This window comes from Thermobacillus composti KWC4, assembly GCF_000227705.2.
GTDB lineage: Bacteria > Bacillota > Bacilli > Paenibacillales > Paenibacillaceae > Thermobacillus > Thermobacillus xylanilyticus.
This window is the reverse complement of record NC_019897.1, coordinates 2683155-2703366: the sequence shown is the minus strand read 5'-3', so window position 1 is coordinate 2703366 and position 20212 is coordinate 2683155. Positions and strand designations below refer to the sequence as shown.

The window sequence follows — 20212 nt, the reverse complement described above, 5'->3', positions numbered from 1 at the left end:
ACTCGCTTGCCGGGGTGAGCGTTCGTGAATGTGTTTCAGGTCTGTTCGTCTCTTGCCCCGCGCTGGGTGAAAAAAGAAAGCCTCGATCCGGCCGTTGTCGTCCGCTGGCGGCATGAGGTCGAGCAGTCGGGGCTTGATGTGGACTGCGCAACCTTGACGGGCCGTATCGGCAAGGAAGAACTGCGGCAAACGCTGCGGAACAACCAACTGCTCCTCCGCGCTTTCGAACAGGCGCTTCAGGAGGAAAGTCTGCTGGCGGAATGGCCGCACCTGCTGCTTCTGACGGATCGGCGCGGCGTCCTGCTGTCGGTTGCCGGCCCGCAGGAAGTGTTGGACAACGCCCGCCGCATCGGAATCGAACGCGGTACCCGGTTCGATCTGCAGCACGCCGGCCTGAACGCCATTTCCATGGCCGTCAGGCTCGGGAAGCCGGTCTATTTGCGCGGCGACGAACACGATCTGCGGCTGTTCAAGGACTGGAGCTGCATGTGCATGCCGATCGCGGCCGACGGCCAGATCCACGGATTCCTCGACGTGAGCTTCCCTTGCCGGGAGGAAAGTCCGGGTACGGAGCTTGCACTGGTTGAATTTTATATGCGGGTGCTGAAAGAGCGGCTTGCCCGGAAATGTCCGAAACGCCGCCGCATTGCCATGGACCGTCGGTTCGGAGAATACGGCCTGTCTCCCCGCGAACGGGAAATCGCCTATTATTGGGCGCTGAATATGGGCGGGCTGCAGATCGCGGCCCTGCTGGGCATTACCGAGAGCACCGTGCGCAGCGTAATCAAGAACATCTATCGGAAAACCGGCGTGAGCGACAAGGGACAGTTTATGCGCAAGTTTCTGGCCTGACCGGCGGCTGAGGAAAGCCGGCCGCCGGAATCGTCTCCCTGCCTTTCGGGGCGGGGAGACTTTTTTTGCTTATCGGACATCCCCAATATTGGGGATATCCAGAAACCGGAAACTCCCTTAAGCTGGTTCACGGAAACCAACAGAACAAGGAGGGCCGTGATGGATTACGCCAATCTCATCAGCGGCGGGCATCCGCAGGCGTTGCCAGAGGATCGCCCGTTGATGAACAGTCGGGTGCTAGGAATGGTGAATTTTGGTCCAGTCTTTCGGAAGCCGGTCCTGGAAGAAGGTTCGCCTTTTCTCTCGCTGCGCATGACGAGCGCGGACGAGAAAGGGTTTGTCGAACAGTGGACCGCAGGGCCGGCGCAAGCTTCCGTCAGCGGGAATCTGGTTTATGCGCACGATGGCGAGTATCTGTTCTGTGCGGCGGAAATTCCGGCCTCGGAGCGCTGCCGGAACCTGACGCGGAAAACGTACCTGGCTGCCTTCGAGCTGATGGATGAGCTGGGATATCCCCGGTTGTTCCGCATGTGGAACTACATTCCCCGCATCAACGAAGACAATGCGGACGGCCTGGAGATTTACCGCGATTTCTGCGCCGGCAGGTCCGAGGCTTTCGAACTTTACGGGCGGCGCAGACATTTGCCGATGCCGGCTGCCACCGGGATCGGAGCGCAAGGAGGGAATATTGCGTTCTTCTTCCTGTCCTGCCGGTCCGGACGGGTCACCTTTCTGGAGAATCCCAGACAGATGCCCGCTTACACGTATCCCCGCCAGTATGGCCCGCGCTCTCCCAGCTTTGCCCGCGCGACTTGCGTCCAGCATGATGCCCTTGGTGTCTTGAACTTATATATTTCCGGAACGGCGAGCATCATCGGGCACGAGACGGTTCACCGCAGCGATCTGATGCGGCAATGCGATGTCACGCTGGAGAACATTTCGCTCCTGATCGGCCGGGACAACCTGATCCGTCACGGCATTGAGACGCCGGCCGATCTGACGCTGCGGGATGTCGATTTCATCAAGGTGTACGTCCGCCACGCGGAGGACATTCCAGCCGTGCGGCGCAGGTGCCGGGAAGCTTTCGCGCCGCATGCCAACATCCAATTCCTGAATGTCGACATTTGCCGCTCCGATCTGCTGGTGGAAATCGAAGGCATCATCACGGTGCCGCTGCGTGCGGACGGAACGCAGGACGGAGCGGGACTTAATCCCCGCTGGCTGGTTCACGAGGAAACTTCTGACCAATGACGGACAGCGCCCGGTCGACGGTCAATCGGCCGGGCGGCATCGTCCGCTTGCTTGATTGGAGGGTCGTTATGTCTGTCAAACGGAACATCTTTCTGCTTGCACTCACGATGTTTATCGTCGGCACGGACGGTTTTGTCGTCGCCGGCGTGCTGGGCGATATCGCCGAACAATCCGGCGTCTCCATCGAAGCGGCCGGGCAGCTCATCACCGTCTTCGCCCTTGCCTATGCGATCGCCAGCCCGATCATCGCGTCGGTATTCGGCCAGATGGACCGGAAATATTTCCTGATCCTGTCGCTGGCCGTCTTCTCGCTTGGCAATCTCATCGTGGCGCTGACGGCGGATTATTCGCTGCTCATGGCCGGGAGAGTCATCTCCGCCCTCGGCGCGTCGGCCGTCACGCCGGCGGTCATCATGATCGCGGGCATGATCTCGCCGCCCGAACGCCGCGGAAGAGCCATTTCCTATGTGTTCAGCGGCCTTACGATCGCCACCATTCTGGGCGTTCCCTTCGGCACGTACTTGAGCCATGCGATGGACTATCAAAGTTTGTTCCTGTCCATCACCATCGGCGGGGCGGTGATGCTCGCGGTGTTGTCCGCCGCGCTCTCCCGTCTGCCGTCGCCGCCGAATGTTTCGCTGAGGCAGCGGCTTTCGGCGGTGCGGATGAAGGGCGCGCCTTCCACGCTGCTGGTCACGGTGGTCGTCTACCTGTCCGCATTCACCGTCTACTCCTATGTTTCGGCCTATTACAACGGCAGAGGCATTACCGACGGCAATGAACTGACCTGGATTTTGCTCGCTTTCGGTACGGGCGGAGCCATCGGCAATCTGCTGGGCGGCCGTCTGACGGACCGGTTCGGGCCGCGGACGACGAACATCGTGAGCCATCTCGGCCTTTGCGCCTCCTTCGTTCTCATTTCACTGGCAGCCGACACGCTGATCCGCGCCATTGTCCTGACGTTCATCTGGGGCGTATGCGGCTGGCTGCTCGCCCCGTCCCAGCAATACCGGCTGCTGGCGCTGGGCGGCGCGCGGGCGCAGATTCTGATCTCCTGGAACTCCTCCTGCATGTACCTCGGCATCGGCTTGTCCGGAATTGCCGGTGCGCTCGTCATTCAAACGCTGGGCACGTCCGCCTTGACTTGGGCGGGCGCCGCAGGAGCGTTGCTCGCGGTGCTGTTGACCGGAACGTTGTACGCACCCGCCAGGGAGGAAAACCGTCTGGCCGAAGGAGCGGAGAAAGCGGTTTGACTTGCGGCTTGAGCCGTTGTGCACGGGCTGCCCGGCTTGTGCTCTGACGGACGGCCTTACCATGCCAAAGACAAGCGACGGGAGGTTATGAACGGATGTATCGGGATGAAGCGACCCGGGAACAGGTGAACCGATTGATCGCACAGCAGCAGCGGCTGATCCGCGCCTGGCGGCAGCCGGATTTCGACCGTGAAGCGCATTACGCCGAGCGTCTCGGCAAGACGGTCCGCTCGGCGCTTGAACTTGAGTCGTACCGGGAATTGCTCGGCAGCGAGGGGGCGGCGTCGGTTGACGCTCTGCTGTCGCGCGGGGCGGACTATCGCGAACTTCTGGCCGCCCTTCCGATCCTGGCGAAGCGGGAGTATCGGGCGATCAGCGGGGAGGCCAGCCGCAGCAGACGTCATCGAATGCTGAATTATTTCGAGACGTCCGGCACCACCGGCGAACCGCTGCCCGCGCCCAAAGGGCTGCACGATCTGGTTGTCAATACGGTCAACTTCGGCGAGCATTGGGCCGAGTTTCTGAGCGGCGGCGACACGGCGCTCATACTGATCAATACGCCGCAGGGCCCGGCCGCCTTCCAGTTCGAACATGCGCTCAATTATCTGGGAATTGCGACTTTCCGGACATGGGTGGATACGGTCCGCAACGATTACGGCCGCGTCATCCGCATTGCGGGATTCCTCCGTCCGACCGTCTTCGCCGGTCCGCCGTCCCAATTGATCAATCTCTATGAATACGCCGCCGCAAACGGACTTGAAGCGCCGGCCTTCCGGAAAGTGCTGCTGACGGGTGAACGCAGCAGCCCTGCCCTGAAACGGCGTTTGCGGCAGCTGACGGGCGGGGCGGTGTACGACGCATCATACGGGTCGTCGGAGACCGGAACGACGGCGGTGGCCGTATCGGAAGACGCGCTCAGGCTGCAGACGCACAGTTACATTTTCGAGATCGAGGAGAGAGACGGCCGGATTCGGTTTGTCACCGGTGACGGACCGGTCGAAGGCGAACTGATCGTAACGGCGCTGGAGAATGATCTCAGGCCGCTTATCCGGTACCGCACCGGAGATCTGGTGCGCATCGAACCCCGCGAAGAAGGGGTGCTGGACATCACGCCGCTCGGACGCCTCGGTCATGCGCTGGATTTGCCGGGGGTCGGCTTGGACCAGGACGAATTCGAGGAGCTCGTCTGGCCGGAGGACGGGGATAGCCGCATTTTCAACTATTTCATCGCCGTCTGCCCGGATAAGGTCTATTTCGTGTTTACCGGCGATTATGACAATGAGGCGCAGGCGGAGCGTCATTTGCGGCATCTCCGGGAGGCCATTCCGGGCGTGGCCTTCTGCATGGTGCCGAAACTGCCCGACATCGCCGGGCTTGGATCGACACTGGGCTGGAAAGCCGCCCGGGTGCACGATCTGCGGAAACCCGCCGATCCGTCGTATCCGGCCAATATTCGACAGGCGATGGAGCAGCTGCGCCAATTCATGGAAACGTTGCGCAGTCAGGAGGCGGCCGTCTGACGGCCGCCTGATGTTCACGGTGAAAAGGGAGGGGATTCGGCATGAGCGCCATTGTGGTGCTGCGGGATGAAGAGCCGATCGATCAAGCGGAACAGGAACAATTCGTGCTGAAGGGACTGGAGGCCATGTCCGGCCGCGCGTCCGGCGAGATCCGGATCGTGCGCGGGGACCGGCATGCGGTATTGGGACAGAGCAAATCCCGGGCGCTGGCCGGAAGCGGGTGGTCCGGCAGCGGCCTTGCACGGCAGCAGGCCGGCGAAAACGCGGTCCTGTTGGCGGTGAGCGGCTTTATCGACAACGCGGATGAGATCGGCGGCAAACTCGGCATCGACCGGGACGCGTGCGAGGCGTCCGTCGCCCGCTTGCTGCTGGGCGCCTATCTGGCCAATGGCCCTTCGTTCGCGGAACAAGTCGGGGGGGCTTTCGCGATCGTCGTCTTTGACGGCCGAACGGGCGAACTGCATCTCGTGCGCGACAGGCTCGGCATCGAGCCGCTCTATTACTGGCATTCCGCCCGCTTCGGCCGGATCGCGGCGGCATCGGAGCCGAAGGCGATCCTGCAGGATCCGCGGTTCCCCCGCGTGTTCGACGAATCGGCGATTCTTGATCTGATGAATTCGACCTCCCGCATCCCCGGGACGACCGTGTACAAGTATCTGGCCGAGGTTCGTCCGGGCGAGATCGTGACGTTCAGGGATGGCCGCATCTGGCGCCGCCGGTACTGGACGCTGCCGGAGCGCGCCGGCGCTCCGGCCGGCGAGAAAGCCGCCGCCGAACAGATCGCGGCGCTGCTGGACGACGCGGTGCGGCGCCGGCTGCACGACGTCGGTCGCGCGCAGGCTTTTCTGCTGTCCGGTGGGCTGGACTCCAGCGTCATCTGCGCAGCGGCCCGGCACACTGCCGGCAAGGAAGCGGAACTTCAGACGTTCTCGTTCTCGTATGCCGGAGAGGACACGGATTTTCGCCCCGATGCGCTGCATCATTCGCTGGACGGTCCGTATGTGGAGATCATGCGGGACCATATCGGCTCCCGCCATGAGACGATCGTGATCGAGCCGGGCGATGTTCGCGCCGCCCTCGAAGATACGGTGCGGGCGCGGGACCTTCCCGGCGTCGGGGATCTGGACATTACGCTGCTGCATCTTTACCGGCGCATCCGCGAGACGGGCCGGGAGGAAGTGTTCTCAGGGGAAGGGGCGGACGATCTGTTCGGCGGGTTCCCGTGGATTGCGGCTGAAGCGCAGTCGCCCGGCCATACGTTTCCCTGGCTGAAAGGGACGGGGGCTGCGAACTTTCTGCATCCGGAGCTTAGGGCGCGCTGCGATCTGGACGAGCAGCTGAGGCAGCGCTGGAAGGCGGCGGAATCCGAAATGCCCGGCCTTCGCGACGAGGACCCGCTGCAACGGCATATGGATTACGTGTTCTACATGCAGTTGACCCGATTTCTGCCGTTCCTGCTGGATCGCGCCGACCGCATGAGCGCGGCGGCCGGCCTCAGGGTGCAGCTTCCCTTCCTGGATCACCGGCTGGTGGAATTTGCCTGGAACTTGCCTTACAATATCAAGCGTACGGGATCGGCGGAAAAAGGCATTTTGCGGAAGGCATACGAACACCGTCTTCCCTACGAGGTCGCCTGGCGGAAAAAAAGCGGATTCGCCGTCATGCGAAACCGCCCGTACACCTCGGCCGTTCTGCAATATTTGCGCGAGGCGGCAAACGACCAAAACAGCGTCCTGCCGCAGATTGCGGATATCGAATACTTGACGACTTTCATGACGCGAAGCGAGTGGTCGGACGGGACGTTCGACGCGCCGCCGATTCTGCCGCGGCTCGTCATGCTAGACATGTGGACCAGGCTGTATGGCGTCAAATTTGAGAGCAGCCATGCGGTGCATGCGGGATGAAGCACGTGCGGGCGAACTGAAGCAAATGCGGGTGAGCTTATGAAGTACGGGAACTTCCGATATTTCCGGCCGCCGGACGATTACGACATCGGCATTCGCGGCGGTCCCATTCTGCCCGGCGCCATCGTGAATGACCCGGCGGTCAAGCAGCCGCTTGAGCCCCGGCCCGGACGATACGCCCTGCTCTATTCGCCGGTGACGCCGACGGGCCAGCGGCTGGCGCTGATTGCGGCGCTCGGTGGATTTCTGGATCTGATCGCGGTGCTCTCTCCCAACAACGGGCGGCTGATTCAGCGGAGCGGGGACGGTTCGGAAGAGCCGTCCCCGGCCTGGGCGCCGATGTCCGGACGGAGGCGGCGGCGTTCGAATGGGGGACGCATGTCCGGCTGCCGGCCCTGGTCGATCTGGAAGCCGGGCGGATCATCAGCAACGATCCCTATCTGCTCCCGGTCAAGATCGTCTCCGATCTGGCGGAGTCGGCGGGCCGCAAGGAGGCGCTCGCCCTCCTGCAGGAAGAGGAAGCCCGGCTGGAATGGGAAGAGCGGATTTTCTACGACTTGCATTGCGGCGTCTACCGCGCCGGATTTGTGGCCCGTCAGGACGAATATGAACGGGAAGTTGAACGGGTTTACCGTTTCCTTGCGGATCTGGACCGGCATCTGACCGGGCGGCGCTGCCTGCTTGGCGATTTTCCGACGCTTGCGGATCTGTGGCTGTACACGCTGCTTGTCCGCTACGATCAGGTGTACGCGCCCGGCTTTCGGCTGCACAAGTACCGGATTCGGGACTTTGTCGAAGTGCACCGGTATTTGCGGGAGCTTCACGCCTTGCCGGCGTGCAGGGCGACGACGGATTTCGCGCTCATTTCCCGCGGATACTTTCTCGGCATTCCGGCGCTCAACCGGGGCATCGTGCTGATTGGACCGGACGACCATTTTCTGTAAAAACCATCAGGAGAGCATCGCGCTTCCCCTGGACAAACTCCCATGTTTCAGGCGAAATGTGGGAGTTTGTTTTCTGTTCCGGACGCTCGCGTGCTATACTGGGAACGATTCTTGTGAACCATCAACTGCGGCTCGCCTGCCGGACACCGGCCGGGGTTCGAATCAGGCGGCCGCCAGGAGCGATGATATGTGACGCGATCACGCGATGCGGATGCCGGCAAGGGCAATGTCTACTTGCTTCCGGCCATGGTGAACGAATATCGCGGCCGGCTGACCCGGCTGCTCGAATCCGAACGGTTCGGCGAAGCCCACGCGCTGCTGCGCTTCCTGCTCGATTGCCGCGGCCAGGATGAGCATGCCTACGACGAATGGCGCCGGCTTATCGAGTGGCTGGAGTCGGTATATCCCGGACTTGAAAATCGGGAAAGCGAACCGGCGGGCGGCACTTTTTCCATCGAAGACGGCGGGGCGGAGGAAGATCTGCCCGACGATGAGGCGGCGATGCGCGGACTGGCCCTTCAGCCGCGGGACGACGGCGGGGAGCAGGTCCGCCGGGTACTCGAGGACTTGAAGCAGAGCCCGCGCCTGGAGCAGCGCCTGCTCGCATTGGAGAAAGCCGTCTACCTCGACGATCCGGATGTCGACCGGGAAATTCTGGACTGGCTCCGCAAGGAGCCGATGCACCCGTCGATGCAGTTTCGCGCCCTGCAGACGCTCCGGCGGCGCGGCGCCACCGGCCGGGTGCTGCTGGATCGCGCGGGAGAGCGCGTGGAGCTTGAGATCGAGCGGACGCCGCTCGGGATGGGCGACTATCCGCCCGCCGCGGGCGAGGTGCTGGAACGGGCGTGCCGGGCTTCCGAAGCGTTCGATCCGACGCTGCCAATTTTCGCACGCGAACTTTGGGAAGAAATGCTGCGGTCGCTCTACGGCACTTCCGATTACGAGTGGATGGCGGCCGGAAGCGAGGAGGCGATCGACTGCTGGGCCGCCGCGCTTCATCTCGCGGTGCAGGTTGCGGCTTACGGCCGGGCAGACGAAGCGGAGATCCGCGCGGCGTACGGCATTCCCGAATCGCTGCGCTTCAGGTTCGAACAGGCGTACAAAGCCGTCCGGCGGGCGGCTCCGCCGCTGACCGCAGGGCCCGGAGAACCTTGAAATATCCGGGAAGGTTGGCTATAATGGAGTGGTTTAGTATCGTGAAGAAACAGACGGATGCGTCAGTTGTGGAAGGGGAAGGCATAAGATGAAGGCAAGTTGGCAGACTCTGGAGAAGAATACGGGCGTGCTGAGCGTCGAAGTCGATGCGGAACAAGTAGCCGCGGCGCTGGACAAGGCGTTCAGGAAAGTCGTCCAGAAAGTAAACGTTCCCGGATTCCGGAAAGGCAAAGTGCCGCGGCAGATTTTCGAAGCGCGGTTCGGCGTCGAGAGCCTGTATCAGGATGCGGTCGACATCCTGCTGCCCGACGCTTACGCGGATGCGGTGAAGGAGACGGGCATCTTTCCGGTCGATGCCCCGGAAATTGACATCGAGCAATTCGGCAAGGGCAAGCCGTTCATCTTCAAGGCGAAGGTGACGGTCAAGCCGGAAGTCAAGCTCGGAGAATACAAAGGTCTCGAGCTTCCGGCAGCCGAAACCGAGGTGACGGAAGAAGAAGTGCAGGCCGAACTGGAACGGCAGCAGCAGCGCCACGCCGAGCTGGTCGCCGTCGAAGACGGACAGGCGGAGAAAGGCGACATCGTCATCATCGACTTCGAAGGGTTCATCAACGGCGAGCCGTTCGAAGGCGGACGCGGCGAGCGCCATTCGCTCGAGCTCGGTTCCGGAACGTTCATCCCCGGATTCGAGGATCAGATCGTCGGCATGCACATCGGCGACTTCAAAGACGTCGAAGTGACGTTCCCCGAGGATTACCACGCGGAGGAACTGAAAGGCAAACCGGCGGTCTTCAAAGTGAAACTGCATGAGATCAAGCGGAAGAACCTGCCGGCGCTGGATGACGAATTTGCCAAAGACGTCAGCGAATTCGATACGCTGGAGGAATACAAACAGGATCTTGCGGCCAGACTGAAGGAACGGAAGCAGAAGGAAGCCGAGAACGCGCGCGAACTGGCCGCCATCGAGAAAGCTTCCGCGAATGCTGAAGTCGACATCCCGGAAGCAATGATCCGCTCGGAAATCGACTACATGCTGCGCGATTTCGAGAACCGCCTGCGGATGCAGGGCATGACGCTCGAGCTGTACTACCGCTTCTCCGGTCAGGATGAAGCGCAGCTCCGCGAGCAGATGAGGGGCGACGCCGAGAAGCGGGTGCGCAACAACCTGGTGCTCGAAGCCATCGCCAAGGCGGAAAACATTACCGTTACGGAAGACGAACTGAACGAGGAACTGGAGAAGCTGTCCGGGATGTACAACCGTCCGGCTGCCGAACTGCGTGAGCTGTTCGAACGTAACGGCAGCCTGGACAGCCTGAAGGAGGACCTCGTCCTGCGCAAGACGATCCGGTTCCTGATCGACAACAGCAAAACGGCGTCTTCGGTCGCGTAAAGACCGGGAACATCGACATGAGAGTAAGGCACGTACTTTACAGGCACGTGCCTTATTTCTCCATCAACGCCCGGGCCGGGAAGTGCACGCCTTGCCGCCCGGCGCATACATATAGGTTAACGATGGGCGGGAGCCCGGTCGGCGAGGACCACGTCCGCTTTCGCCGAGTATGACATTGCGCTTCAGACATGGTACAATAAGAATCGAAGCCGATTACGAAAAGAGGTGGGTCGCATGAATCTGGTGCCTATCGTAGTGGAACAAAGCAGTCGCGGCGAGCGATCCTACGACATCTATTCCCGGCTCCTGAAGGACCGGATCATTTTCCTGGGCAGCCCGATCGACGACGATGTCGCCAATCTCGTCATCGCCCAGCTGCTCTTCCTTGCGGCCGAAGATCCCGAGAAGGATATTTATCTCTACATCAACTCCCCCGGCGGTTCGGTGACCGCGGGGCTGGGCATATATGACACGATGCAATACATCAAACCGGACGTCTCGACGATCTGCGTCGGCATAGCGGCCAGCATGGCTTCGCTGCTCTTGACGGCGGGCGCCAAGGGCAAGCGGTATGCGCTGCCGAACAGCGAAGTGATGATCCATCAGCCGCTCGGCGGCGTGCGCGGTCAGGCGGCGGACATCAAGATTCACGCCGACTGGATCCTGAAGACGAAGCACAAGCTGAACCAGATCTACGTGGAGCGCACCGGACAGCCCTACGAGAAGATCGAACGCGACACGGACCGCGACTTTTTCATGAGCGCGGAAGAGGCGCTCGCTTACGGTTTGATCGACAAGGTCATCACACGGCCCGAAGCCGCAGGCGAGTGACGCATGACGAAGGGGAGATATCCGAATGTTCAAATTCAATGACGAGAAGGGCCAGCTCAAGTGCTCCTTCTGCGGCAAATCGCAGGATCAGGTGCGCAAACTGGTCGCCGGTCCAGGCGTCTATATATGCGATGAATGCATCGAGCTCTGCACGGAGATCGTGGAGGAGGAACTCGGTTCTGAAGAGGAGCTCGATCTGAAGGATATTCCGAAACCGAAGGAAATCCGGGCGATTCTGGACCAGTATGTGATCGGTCAGGACCAGGCGAAGAAATCGCTGTCCGTGGCCGTCTACAACCATTACAAGCGGATCAACTCGCAGAGCAAGCTGGAAGACGTTGAATTGCAGAAGAGCAACATTCTGCTCGTCGGTCCGACCGGTTCCGGCAAGACGCTGCTTGCCCAGACGATGGCGAAGATTCTGAACGTGCCGTTCGCGATCGCCGACGCCACTTCCCTGACGGAAGCGGGGTATGTCGGCGAGGATGTCGAGAACATCCTGCTCAAGCTGATTCAGGCTGCGGATTACGACGTGGAAAAGGCGGAGCGCGGCATCATCTACATCGACGAGATCGACAAGGTGGCGCGCAAATCGGAGAATCCGTCCATTACCCGCGATGTGTCGGGCGAAGGCGTGCAGCAGGCGTTGCTGAAGATTCTCGAGGGCACGGTCGCTTCGGTGCCGCCGCAAGGCGGACGCAAGCATCCGCACCAGGAGTTCATCCAGATCGATACGACGAACATCCTGTTCATCTGCGGCGGCGCCTTCGACGGACTGGAGCAGATCATCAAGCGCCGGATCGGCAAAAAGGTCATCGGATTTACCGCCGGCGGCGAGAACATGAAGGAAATGAAACCGGGCGAATATCTGAAGCTCGTGCAGCCGGAAGACCTGCTCAAATTCGGGCTCATTCCGGAGTTTGTCGGCCGTCTGCCGGTCATCTCCGCGCTCGAGCCGCTTGACGAGCAGGCGCTCATCCGCATCCTGACCGAGCCGAAGAACGCGCTGGTGAAGCAATATCAGAAGCTGCTCGAGATGGACAACGTGAAGCTCGATTTCGAGCCGGCTGCGCTTGAAGCGATCGCGAAGGAAGCGATCAAGCGGAATACGGGCGCGCGGGGTCTGCGGGCGATCATCGAGGACATCATGCTCGATGTCATGTACGAGGTGCCGTCCCGCGACGACATCAGCAGCTGCATGATCACGGAGCAAGTGGTGCGCGAGAAGATCATGCCCGAGCTGACGACGAAGAAGGGCAAGAAGAAAGAAGAAAGCGCCTGACGCCAGGCGATGGCAAGCGACCACCTCTGCCGCGGGGGAGCGTCCCCCGCGGCTTGGGTGGCATTTGACGTTCTATGGGGAGAGAAGGCCATGTACCATCGGAAAGACACCGTTCCGGTCCGGGTCGGCGGCCTGGTGATCGGCGGGAGCGATGAAGTGACGATCCAGAGCATGTGCACGACGAAGACGGCCGACGTCGAGGCGACCGTCGCCCAGATCCACCGTCTGGAAGAAGCGGGATGCCAGCTCGTGCGCGTCACCGTCAACAACCGGGAAGCGGCGGAAGCGATCAAGGAGATCAAGAAACGGATTCATATCCCGCTCGTTGCGGATATTCATTTCGACTACCGGCTGGCGCTGGCCGCGATCGAGAACGGCATCGACAAGGTGCGGATCAACCCCGGCAACATCGGTCGCCGCGAGAAGGTGGAGGCTGTCGTCAAGGCGTGCAAGGAGCGGGGCATTCCGATCCGGATCGGCGTCAACGCGGGATCGCTCGAGCAGCATCTGCTGGAGAAATACGGCTATCCGACGCCGGAGGCGATGGTCGAGAGCGCGCTCTACCATATCGGTATTCTGGAGGAGCTTGATTTCCGCGACATCATCGTCTCCCTGAAGGCGTCCGACGTGCCGATGGCCATCGCCGCATACAAGATGGCGGCGGAGAAGATCCGCTATCCGCTTCACCTCGGCATTACAGAAGCCGGTACGCTGTTCTCCGGCACGGTCAAAAGTTCGGCCGGCATCGGAGCGCTGCTCGCGATGGGCATCGGCAACACGGTGCGCATCAGCCTGAGCGCCGATCCGGTGGAAGAGGTGAAGGTCGCCCGCGAGCTACTGAAAGCGTTCGGCCTGATCTCGAATGCGGCGACGCTCGTCTCCTGTCCGACCTGCGGACGCCTCGACATCGATCTGTTCTCGATCGTGAACGAAGTGGAGGACTATATCGCCAACATCAAGGTGCCGATCAAAGTGTCGGTGCTCGGCTGCGCGGTCAACGGCCCGGGGGAAGCCCGGGAAGCCGACATCGGCATCGCCGGCGCCCGCGGCGAAGGGATGCTGTTCCGCTACGGCGAGATGATCCGGAAGGTGCCCGAGGCGGAGCTGCTGAACGAATTGAAGAAAGAAATCGACGAGATCGTGCGCGTCTACAACGAGACGGGCGAAATTCCGGGACGCAAACGGCACGCTGCCAAAATTTAACCTCCCGTATCATGTCCGGCAAACAGGCAATACTTACAAGTATTGATCCTGATTGCCGGATTTTTGTGTCCGGCGGTTCGAACAGGATACGGACCGCCGCAAACGGGAGGAGCGAATCGCATGAATCTGAGTGTCGTGTTGCTGCTGATCCAGGTGTTTTTCGCCGTGGTGATCGGGCTGTATTTCTGGAATCTGCTGCGGACGCAGCGGACGAACCGGACGGCCGTCGACAAGGAATCGCGCAAGGAGATGGAGAAGCTGCGCCGGCTCCGTTCGATCTCGCTGACGAAGCCGCTCGCCGAGAAGACGCGGCCGCAGACGATGGACGACATTGTCGGGCAGCATGAAGGGCTGCGCGCGCTGAAGGCGGCGCTCTGCAGCTCCAATCCTCAGCATGTCATCATCTACGGCCCGCCGGGCGTCGGGAAGACGGCGGCCGCCCGCGTCGTGCTCGAGGAAGCGAAGAAAAACCCGGCTTCGCCGTTCCGCCATGACGCGAAGTTTCTCGAGATCGACGCGACGACGGCGCGCTTCGACGAGCGCGGCATTGCCGACCCGCTGATCGGCTCGGTGCACGACCCGATCTATCAGGGCGCGGGGGCGATGGGCGTCGCCGGCATTCCGCAGCCGAAGCCCGGCGCCGTCACGAAGGCGCACGGCGGCGTGCTGTTCATCGACGAGATCGGGGAGCTGCATCCGATCCAGATGAACAAGCTGCTCAAGGTGCTCGAAGACCGGAAAGTGTTCCTCGAGAGCGCCTATTACCATTCGGAAGACCCGAACATCCCGCAGTACATTCACGACATCTTCCAGAACGGGCTTCCCGCCGACTTCCGGCTCGTCGGCGCGACGACGCGGTCGCCGCAGGAGATTGCGCCCGCGCTCAGGTCCCGGTGCATGGAGATCTATTTCCGGCCGCTGCTTCCGGACGAGATTGCGGAGATCGCCGAAGGCGCCATGCGCAAGATCGGCATGCCGTACCATCCCGACGCGGTGCAAGCCGTCACGAAATACGCGACGAACGGCCGCGAGGCGGTCAACATGGTGCAGCTCGCGGCCGGACTGGCGATGTCCGAACGCCGCGAACGGATCGAGGCGGCCGACATCGAATGGGTGGCGAATTCCAGCCAGATTCCGCCGCGTCCCGAACGGAAAGTGCCGGCGGAACCGCAGGTCGGCTATGTGAACGGACTGGCGGTCTACGGTCCGAACATGGGGACGCTGCTCGAGATCGAGGTCAGCGCCATCCCGGTTCGCTCGGGCAAAGGCTCGTTCACGATCACCGGCGTCGTCGACGAGGAAGAACTGGGAGGAGGCTCGCGCACGCTGCGCCGCAAGAGCATGGCGAAGGGATCGGTCGAGAACGTGCTCACGGTGCTGCGGCGCTTCGGGTTCCAACCGCAGCGTTTCGACCTGCACATCAACTTCCCGGGCGGCACGCCGATCGACGGACCGTCGGCGGGCATTGCGATGATGACCGCGATCGCGTCGGCCATCACGGGCCGTCCCGTCGACAACAAGCTGGCGATGACCGGCGAGATCGGCATCCACGGCAACGTGAAACCGGTCGGCGGCGTGCTGGCCAAAGTGGAGGCTGCGTTCCAGGCGGGCGCCCGGACGGTCGTCATCCCGAAGGACAACTGGCAGGACTTCTATTCGCGGTTCGACGGGCTGAACGTCGTGCCGGTCGGACACGTCGAAGAAGTGTTGAAGATCGCGTTTCCCGATCTTGAACTGCGCCGTCTCGACATCGAATCCGCCGCGCCGGCCGAGCGCTTCGCCGTGCCGGAGGTGTCGTATTTGCAGGCCGATTCGGCGGAATGCTAAAATAGAATTTATACCGCCGGACGGCCGCGCTGCATGAACCGGCCGGCGAACTGTGCAATCGATCAGGGAGGTGCTGGCGTGGTACCGGGCAAACGGAAAGGACGGCGCCTGCCCTTGCTGCCGCTCAGAGGACTGCTCGTCTATCCGAGCATGGTGCTTCACCTCGATGTCGGCAGGGAAAAGTCGGTGCGGGCGCTGGAACGCTGCATGGTCGGCGACAACACGATCCTGCTCTGTTCCCAATCGGAGTCGGGCATCGAGGAACCGACGCAGGACGATATTTACCGTGTCGGCACCATTGCGCGGGTGCGGCAGATGCTCAAGCTGCCGAACGGCACGATCCGCGTGCTGGTGGAAGGCTTGACGCGCGCCGAGATTACGGAGTACGTCCCGAACGACGAATTCTATGAAGTCATGGTCAAGGAACTGCCCGAGCGGGATGCGGCCGATCCCGAGATCGACGCGCTCATGCGCACGGTGCTGGGTCAGTTCGAACACTATATCAATCTGTCGAAGAAAGTGACGCCGGAGACGATGGCTGCAGTCAGCGACATCGAAGAGCCGGGCCGGCTCGCGGACGTCATCGCCAGCCATCTGTCGCTCAAGATCAAGGACAAACAGGACATCCTCGAGACGATCGACGTTCGCGAACGGCTCGAGAAAATTCTCGATCTGCTGAACAACGAGCGCGAAGTGCTGGAACTCGAGCGGAAGATCAGCCAGCGCGTCAAGAAGCAGATGGAGAAGACGCAGAAGGAATATTACCTGCGCGAGCAGATGAAGGCGATCCAGAAGGAGCTCGGCGACAAAGAAGGCCGGGCGGGCGAAGTCGAGGAGCTGCGCGCCCAGCTGGAAGCGGCCGACGTGCCGGACAACGTGCGCGAGCGGATATCGAAGGAGATCGACCGGCTCGAACGGATGCCGACGTCGTCCGCCGAAGCAGGCGTCATCCGCAACTACATCGACTGGCTGCTCGCGCTGCCGTGGCGCAAACGTACCGAGGATGATCTGGACATCGCCAAGGCCGAGGCGGTGTTGAACGAGGACCATTACGGCCTGGAGAAGCCGAAGGAGCGCGTGCTCGAATATCTCGCCGTGCAGAAGCTGGTCAACCGGCTCAAAGGCCCGATCCTCTGCCTCGTCGGACCGCCGGGCGTCGGCAAGACGTCGATCGCCAGATCCATCGCCAGGTCGCTCGGCCGCCAGTTCGTGCGCATTTCGCTCGGCGGCGTGCGGGACGAAGCGGAAATCCGCGGCCATCGCAGAACTTATGTCGGCGCAATGCCGGGACGCATCATCCAGGGAATGAAAACGGCGGGATCGGCCAATCCGGTCTTCCTGCTGGACGAAATCGACAAGATGGCGATGGACTTCCGGGGCGATCCGGCCGCTGCGCTGCTGGAAGTGCTGGATCCGGAGCAGAACAGCACGTTCAGCGACCATTACATCGAGCTGCCGTTCGATCTGTCGAGCGTCATGTTCGTGACGACGGCGAACGCGGTGCACAACATTCCTCGCCCGCTGCTTGACCGGATGGAAGTGCTGTACATTCCGGGCTACACCGAACTGGAGAAGCGGGAGATCGCGGAGCGCTACCTGCTGCCGAAGCAGAAGCGGGATCACGGGCTGAAGGAAGAACAGCTTGCCGTCGAGCCGGATGCCCTGCAGGCGCTCATCCGGGAGTATACGCGCGAGTCGGGCGTGCGCGGTCTCGAGCAGCAGATCGCTGCGCTCTGCCGGAAGGCGGCGAAGGAGATCGTCACCGAACCGGACCGCGGCACGATCGTCGTCGACCGGCAGCGGGTCGAGGAATGGCTCGGACCGGCCAAGTACCGGTACGGACTCGCCGAGCAGGAGGATCAGGTCGGCGCCGCGACGGGCCTAGCCTGGACGGAAGTCGGCGGGGACACGCTGGTAATCGAGGTGACCGTCATGCCCGGCAGCGGGAAGCTGACGCTCACCGGCAAGCTGGGCGACGTCATGAAAGAATCGGCGCAGGCCGCCTTCAGCTATACGCGTTCCAAGGCGGTCGAATTCGGCATCGAGCCGGATTTCCATGAGAAAAATGACATCCACATCCACGTGCCGGAAGGCGCGATTCCGAAAGACGGCCCTTCCGCCGGCATCACGATGGCGACCGCGCTCATCTCCGCGCTGACGGGACGCGCCGTCTCGAAGGAAGTCGCCATGACCGGAGAAATCACGCTCCGCGGCCGGGTGCTGCCGATCGGCGGGCTCAAGGAGAAATCGCTCGCCGCCCACCGCGCCGGCATCCGGAAAGTGCTCGTTCCGAAAGACAACGCCCGCGATTTGCAGGAAGTGCCGGAGAGCATCCGCGAAGAGCTCGAGTTCGTCATGGTCTCGCATATGGATGAAGTGTTGGCGCACGCCCTGGTCGGCGGACTGCCGCCCGTCCATGTGCTGGAGTCCGGCGCCGGCGGAGAGGAAGCACGGATCGACATCCACTGACCCTCCGAGGGGAAATCGTGAGGAAGCGGGAGAACGGACAGGAGCCATGAAGATCGTCAGTACCGAATTCGTCATCGGCGCGGTGCGCCATGAACAACTGCCGGAAGACGGCCTGCCGGAGATTGCGCTGGCGGGCCGCTCCAACGTCGGCAAGTCGTCGCTCATCAACCGGATGATCGAGCGGAAAAATCTGGCCAGAACGAGCTCGCAGCCCGGCAAGACGCAGCAGCTGAACTTCTACCGGGTGAACGGCAGCCTGTACTTCGTCGATTTTCCGGGCTACGGCTATGCGAAGGTCTCGAAGGCGCAGCGGGCGAAATGGGGGCGGTTCATCGAATCGTACATCCGCGAGCGGAAGCAGCTCAAGCTGCAGCTGCTTATCGTCGACCTCAGGCACCCGCCCACGGAAGACGACCGGCTCATGTACGACTGGCTGCGCCATTTCGGCATTCCGACCTGCGTCGTCGCGACGAAGGCGGACAAAGTGCCCCGCACGAGGCGGGAGCGGCATCTGCGCGTCGTCCGCGAGACGCTCGGGATGACGCCCGATGTTCCGCTCGTCATGTTCTCCTCGGAGACGGGCGAGGGGCGGGAAGAACTGTGGAACATCGTGCGGCAGGCAATTGCCGGATAAGGCCGCAAGCCTTGTAACTTGCGGTACAATTCAAAGGATACCGGGTAAAAATTCGGCCATCCCGCGGTATTCGCCGGAATTTCTCGGGAAAATGCGCGATTATCGGGGCTGGAGCGGGAGGCGCTCATTCGGAAGATCGCGTATAATGGAATCAGGCAGAAAGCCGCGATTTGCGGCGCAAGCTTAAGAATTGAGGAGATTTTCATATGGCGAAACGGCTGGCCACAGAGTATGTGAACGCCCGACTGCAGCTTTCGGCTGACGATCTGGACCGGTTCGTTCGATTTGTGGGAGGCCAGAACATCCGCATCAGGGTGCGGGTGGTCGGCTGCGGCAACCAGGAGATGGCGCTGGTTGACGAGACGAACGGTGAAGAAGTCAGCATGACGTTCGAACAGCGCGATGATCGGTTTGTCTGTGAGCTGTCCTGCCGGTTAGTCCATCCGAAGTTGACCAATGCCTTGCGCAGAGCCGTCTCGGCTTTCCGCGGCGATGCCGTTGTCAATCGCATTTATTCCGGTTTTACGATGACGTATTATTACAAACGGGGCGCCGTCCACAAGATTGTCGAACATACGGCGGACGGCGTGCGGGTCGTATTTGAGCGGCGGGATACGGTCGGCGAGCTGGAGTCGCTGTACGTAAGCCGCCAGGTGGAACGGGAGATCGAGCGCATCCAGGATGCAATCGACGAGCTGCTCGATCTGCGCAATCAATGCACCTCGCCGGGCGAGAAGCAAGCCGTTGACGAACGGCTGCGGCAATACACGAAGCAGTTGTTCATCCTCGAAGCGGAATAATCGGCATGATCGGCCGCCGGTTTTCGAACCGGCGGCTTTTCTTTTGACAAGTCTTTCCCTGCAAACCGGACGCGCCGCCATGAAAACGGCGCATGCCATTGCCTGGCGAGAGGCCTTGTCCGGCGCGGGATCCGGACGATTTTCGCTGCCTGAAAAAAAGTGTTGCATTTCTCGCCTGAAGATGTTATTTTTATCTTCGTTGAATTCAATATAGGAACCAGGATTCACTCAGGACATGTAATGTTGCGAGAGAATGATTCCCTCGAGTAGTGAATGACGTAGGTCCTAGCGGATGAAATTTGCTTCACATTTTATTCCTAGGAAGGGGGAACCGAAAGTGGAGTACTCAACTTTCGGAAGACACGTGGCAGTCGACGCCTGGGGCGTAGATTTCGAACTGCTCAACAACGCCGAGTTCCTGCAAGCCCAACTGGTGGAAGCCGCGGAAACCTGCGGTGCTACGGTTCTCTCGGTACAATCGAAACAATTTGAACCGCAAGGCGCGACGGTGCTCGTCCTGCTTTCGGAAAGCCACCTCTCGATTCATACGTATCCTGAGAAAGGATTCGCGGCACTGGACTGCTATACCTGCGGCGAGACGGTCGACCCCCAGCTGGCGATTGACTATCTCCTTTCCGTATTGAAGCCGCGCACGGTCCATGCGAAGAAGCTCATTCGCGGCATCGGCGAGCTTCGGGTGGAAGAACCCGAACTGAAGCCGTTCGCGCTGGTGTGAACCGAATAATGAAGGAACGAACAGCCATGGATGATTCCGTGGCTGTTTTTGCATGTTTCGAATATCCGGTTCCAGTTGCGTCCACAATATAGAAGTGCGGCGAGCTTTCATATATTTTTCATTTTTGTCCGGGTACACGCTGCCGAACTATGCTATACTAT

Annotated in this window: 17 protein-coding genes; 16 read left to right on the top strand and 1 reads right to left on the bottom strand. The window is 61.3% G+C overall.

Annotation, left to right across the window (positions count from 1 at the left end):
* Window positions 1–24 precede the first annotated feature (24 nt).
* The 5 genes from THECO_RS12600 to THECO_RS12580 all read left to right on the top strand — a co-directional run bounded on the left by THECO_RS12600 (window position 25) and on the right by THECO_RS12580 (window position 6780).
* Complete coding sequence (locus tag THECO_RS12600) at window positions 25–852, top strand: LuxR C-terminal-related transcriptional regulator (protein WP_015255431.1); 828 nt, start codon at window positions 25–27, stop codon at window positions 850–852.
* A gap of 159 nt (window positions 853–1011) precedes the next feature.
* On the top strand, window positions 1012–2103 hold the full coding sequence (locus THECO_RS12595; RefSeq protein WP_015255430.1) for an FkbO/Hyg5 family chorismatase: 1092 nt from the start codon (window positions 1012–1014) through the stop codon (window positions 2101–2103).
* A gap of 68 nt (window positions 2104–2171) precedes the next feature.
* A complete protein-coding gene (locus tag THECO_RS12590) occupies window positions 2172–3356 on the top strand; it encodes an MFS transporter (RefSeq protein WP_157373572.1) in 1185 nt (394 codons plus the stop codon).
* Window positions 3357–3451: 95 nt separating this feature from the next.
* On the top strand, window positions 3452–4876 hold the full coding sequence (locus THECO_RS12585) for a phenylacetate--CoA ligase family protein (protein WP_015255428.1): 1425 nt from the start codon (window positions 3452–3454) through the stop codon (window positions 4874–4876).
* 41 nt (window positions 4877–4917) lie between these two features.
* A complete protein-coding gene (locus THECO_RS12580; RefSeq protein WP_015255427.1) occupies window positions 4918–6780 on the top strand; it encodes an asparagine synthetase B family protein in 1863 nt (620 codons plus the stop codon).
* A gap of 290 nt (window positions 6781–7070) precedes the next feature.
* Here the strand turns inward: THECO_RS12580 and THECO_RS21740 are convergent, their stop codons facing one another.
* Window positions 7071–7343, bottom strand: coding sequence for a hypothetical protein (locus THECO_RS21740; RefSeq protein ID WP_041853903.1), 273 nt, complete (start codon window positions 7341–7343; stop codon window positions 7071–7073).
* Here THECO_RS21740 and THECO_RS21735 point away from each other — a divergent pair.
* The 11 genes from THECO_RS21735 (at window position 7338) to speD (ending at window position 20051) form a co-directional block, all read left to right on the top strand.
* The gene (locus THECO_RS21735; RefSeq protein WP_041853902.1) at window positions 7338–7724 is read left to right on the top strand and encodes a glutathione S-transferase C-terminal domain-containing protein; all 387 of its coding nucleotides are present in this window, start codon (window positions 7338–7340) and stop codon (window positions 7722–7724) included. The genes THECO_RS21740 and THECO_RS21735 overlap by 6 nt on opposite strands.
* Before the next feature lie 189 nt (window positions 7725–7913).
* Entirely contained in the window at window positions 7914–8879 is a 966-nt protein-coding gene (locus THECO_RS12565; RefSeq protein WP_015255426.1) for a hypothetical protein, read from the top strand.
* A gap of 88 nt (window positions 8880–8967) precedes the next feature.
* Complete coding sequence (tig, locus tag THECO_RS12560; RefSeq protein WP_015255425.1) at window positions 8968–10269, top strand: trigger factor; 1302 nt, start codon at window positions 8968–8970, stop codon at window positions 10267–10269.
* 234 nt (window positions 10270–10503) lie between these two features.
* Window positions 10504–11100, top strand: a complete 597-nt coding sequence (gene clpP / locus THECO_RS12555) for an ATP-dependent Clp endopeptidase proteolytic subunit ClpP (RefSeq protein WP_015255424.1) — start codon at window positions 10504–10506, stop codon at window positions 11098–11100.
* Window positions 11101–11125: 25 nt separating this feature from the next.
* Complete coding sequence (clpX, locus tag THECO_RS12550) at window positions 11126–12382, top strand: ATP-dependent protease ATP-binding subunit ClpX (protein ID WP_015255423.1); 1257 nt, start codon at window positions 11126–11128, stop codon at window positions 12380–12382.
* Window positions 12383–12472: 90 nt separating this feature from the next.
* A complete protein-coding gene (ispG, locus tag THECO_RS12545) occupies window positions 12473–13585 on the top strand; it encodes a flavodoxin-dependent (E)-4-hydroxy-3-methylbut-2-enyl-diphosphate synthase (protein ID WP_015255422.1) in 1113 nt (370 codons plus the stop codon).
* Between the two features lie 120 nt (window positions 13586–13705).
* On the top strand, window positions 13706–15412 hold the full coding sequence (gene lonB / locus THECO_RS12540; RefSeq protein ID WP_015255421.1) for an ATP-dependent protease LonB: 1707 nt from the start codon (window positions 13706–13708) through the stop codon (window positions 15410–15412).
* Window positions 15413–15490: 78 nt separating this feature from the next.
* Entirely contained in the window at window positions 15491–17881 is a 2391-nt protein-coding gene (lon, locus tag THECO_RS12535) for an endopeptidase La (RefSeq protein ID WP_015255420.1), read from the top strand.
* 46 nt (window positions 17882–17927) lie between these two features.
* Window positions 17928–18515: a ribosome biogenesis GTP-binding protein YihA/YsxC gene (yihA, locus tag THECO_RS12530; RefSeq protein ID WP_015255419.1), complete on the top strand. Its 588-nt coding sequence runs from the start codon at window positions 17928–17930 to the stop codon at window positions 18513–18515.
* A 206-nt stretch (window positions 18516–18721) separates the two neighbouring features.
* A complete protein-coding gene (locus THECO_RS12525; protein ID WP_015255418.1) occupies window positions 18722–19315 on the top strand; it encodes a hypothetical protein in 594 nt (197 codons plus the stop codon).
* Window positions 19316–19652: 337 nt separating this feature from the next.
* Window positions 19653–20051, top strand: coding sequence for an adenosylmethionine decarboxylase (gene speD, locus THECO_RS12520; protein WP_015255417.1), 399 nt, complete (start codon window positions 19653–19655; stop codon window positions 20049–20051).
* Window positions 20052–20212 lie beyond the last annotated feature (161 nt).

Bases quoted from the DNA above. Each gene is read 5' to 3' on its own strand.
- lonB (WP_015255421.1), top strand. From the start codon at position 13,706: ATGAATCTGAGTGTCGTGTTGCTGCTGATCCAGGTGTTTTTCGCCGTG.
- THECO_RS12585 (WP_015255428.1), top strand. From the start codon at position 3,452: ATGTATCGGGATGAAGCGACCCGGGAACAGGTGAACCGATTGATCGCA.
- THECO_RS12525 (WP_015255418.1), top strand. From the start codon at position 18,722: ATGGCGAAACGGCTGGCCACAGAGTATGTGAACGCCCGACTGCAGCTT.
- THECO_RS12580 (WP_015255427.1), top strand. From the start codon at position 4,918: ATGAGCGCCATTGTGGTGCTGCGGGATGAAGAGCCGATCGATCAAGCG.
- THECO_RS12595 (WP_015255430.1), top strand. From the start codon at position 1,012: ATGGATTACGCCAATCTCATCAGCGGCGGGCATCCGCAGGCGTTGCCA.
- clpX (WP_015255423.1), top strand. From the start codon at position 11,126: ATGTTCAAATTCAATGACGAGAAGGGCCAGCTCAAGTGCTCCTTCTGC.
- clpP (WP_015255424.1), top strand. From the start codon at position 10,504: ATGAATCTGGTGCCTATCGTAGTGGAACAAAGCAGTCGCGGCGAGCGA.
- THECO_RS21740 (WP_041853903.1), bottom strand. From the start codon at position 7,343: ATGCAAGTCGTAGAAAATCCGCTCTTCCCATTCCAGCCGGGCTTCCTC.
- THECO_RS12590 (WP_157373572.1), top strand. From the start codon at position 2,172: ATGTCTGTCAAACGGAACATCTTTCTGCTTGCACTCACGATGTTTATC.
- ispG (WP_015255422.1), top strand. From the start codon at position 12,473: ATGTACCATCGGAAAGACACCGTTCCGGTCCGGGTCGGCGGCCTGGTG.
- yihA (WP_015255419.1), top strand. From the start codon at position 17,928: ATGAAGATCGTCAGTACCGAATTCGTCATCGGCGCGGTGCGCCATGAA.
- tig (WP_015255425.1), top strand. From the start codon at position 8,968: ATGAAGGCAAGTTGGCAGACTCTGGAGAAGAATACGGGCGTGCTGAGC.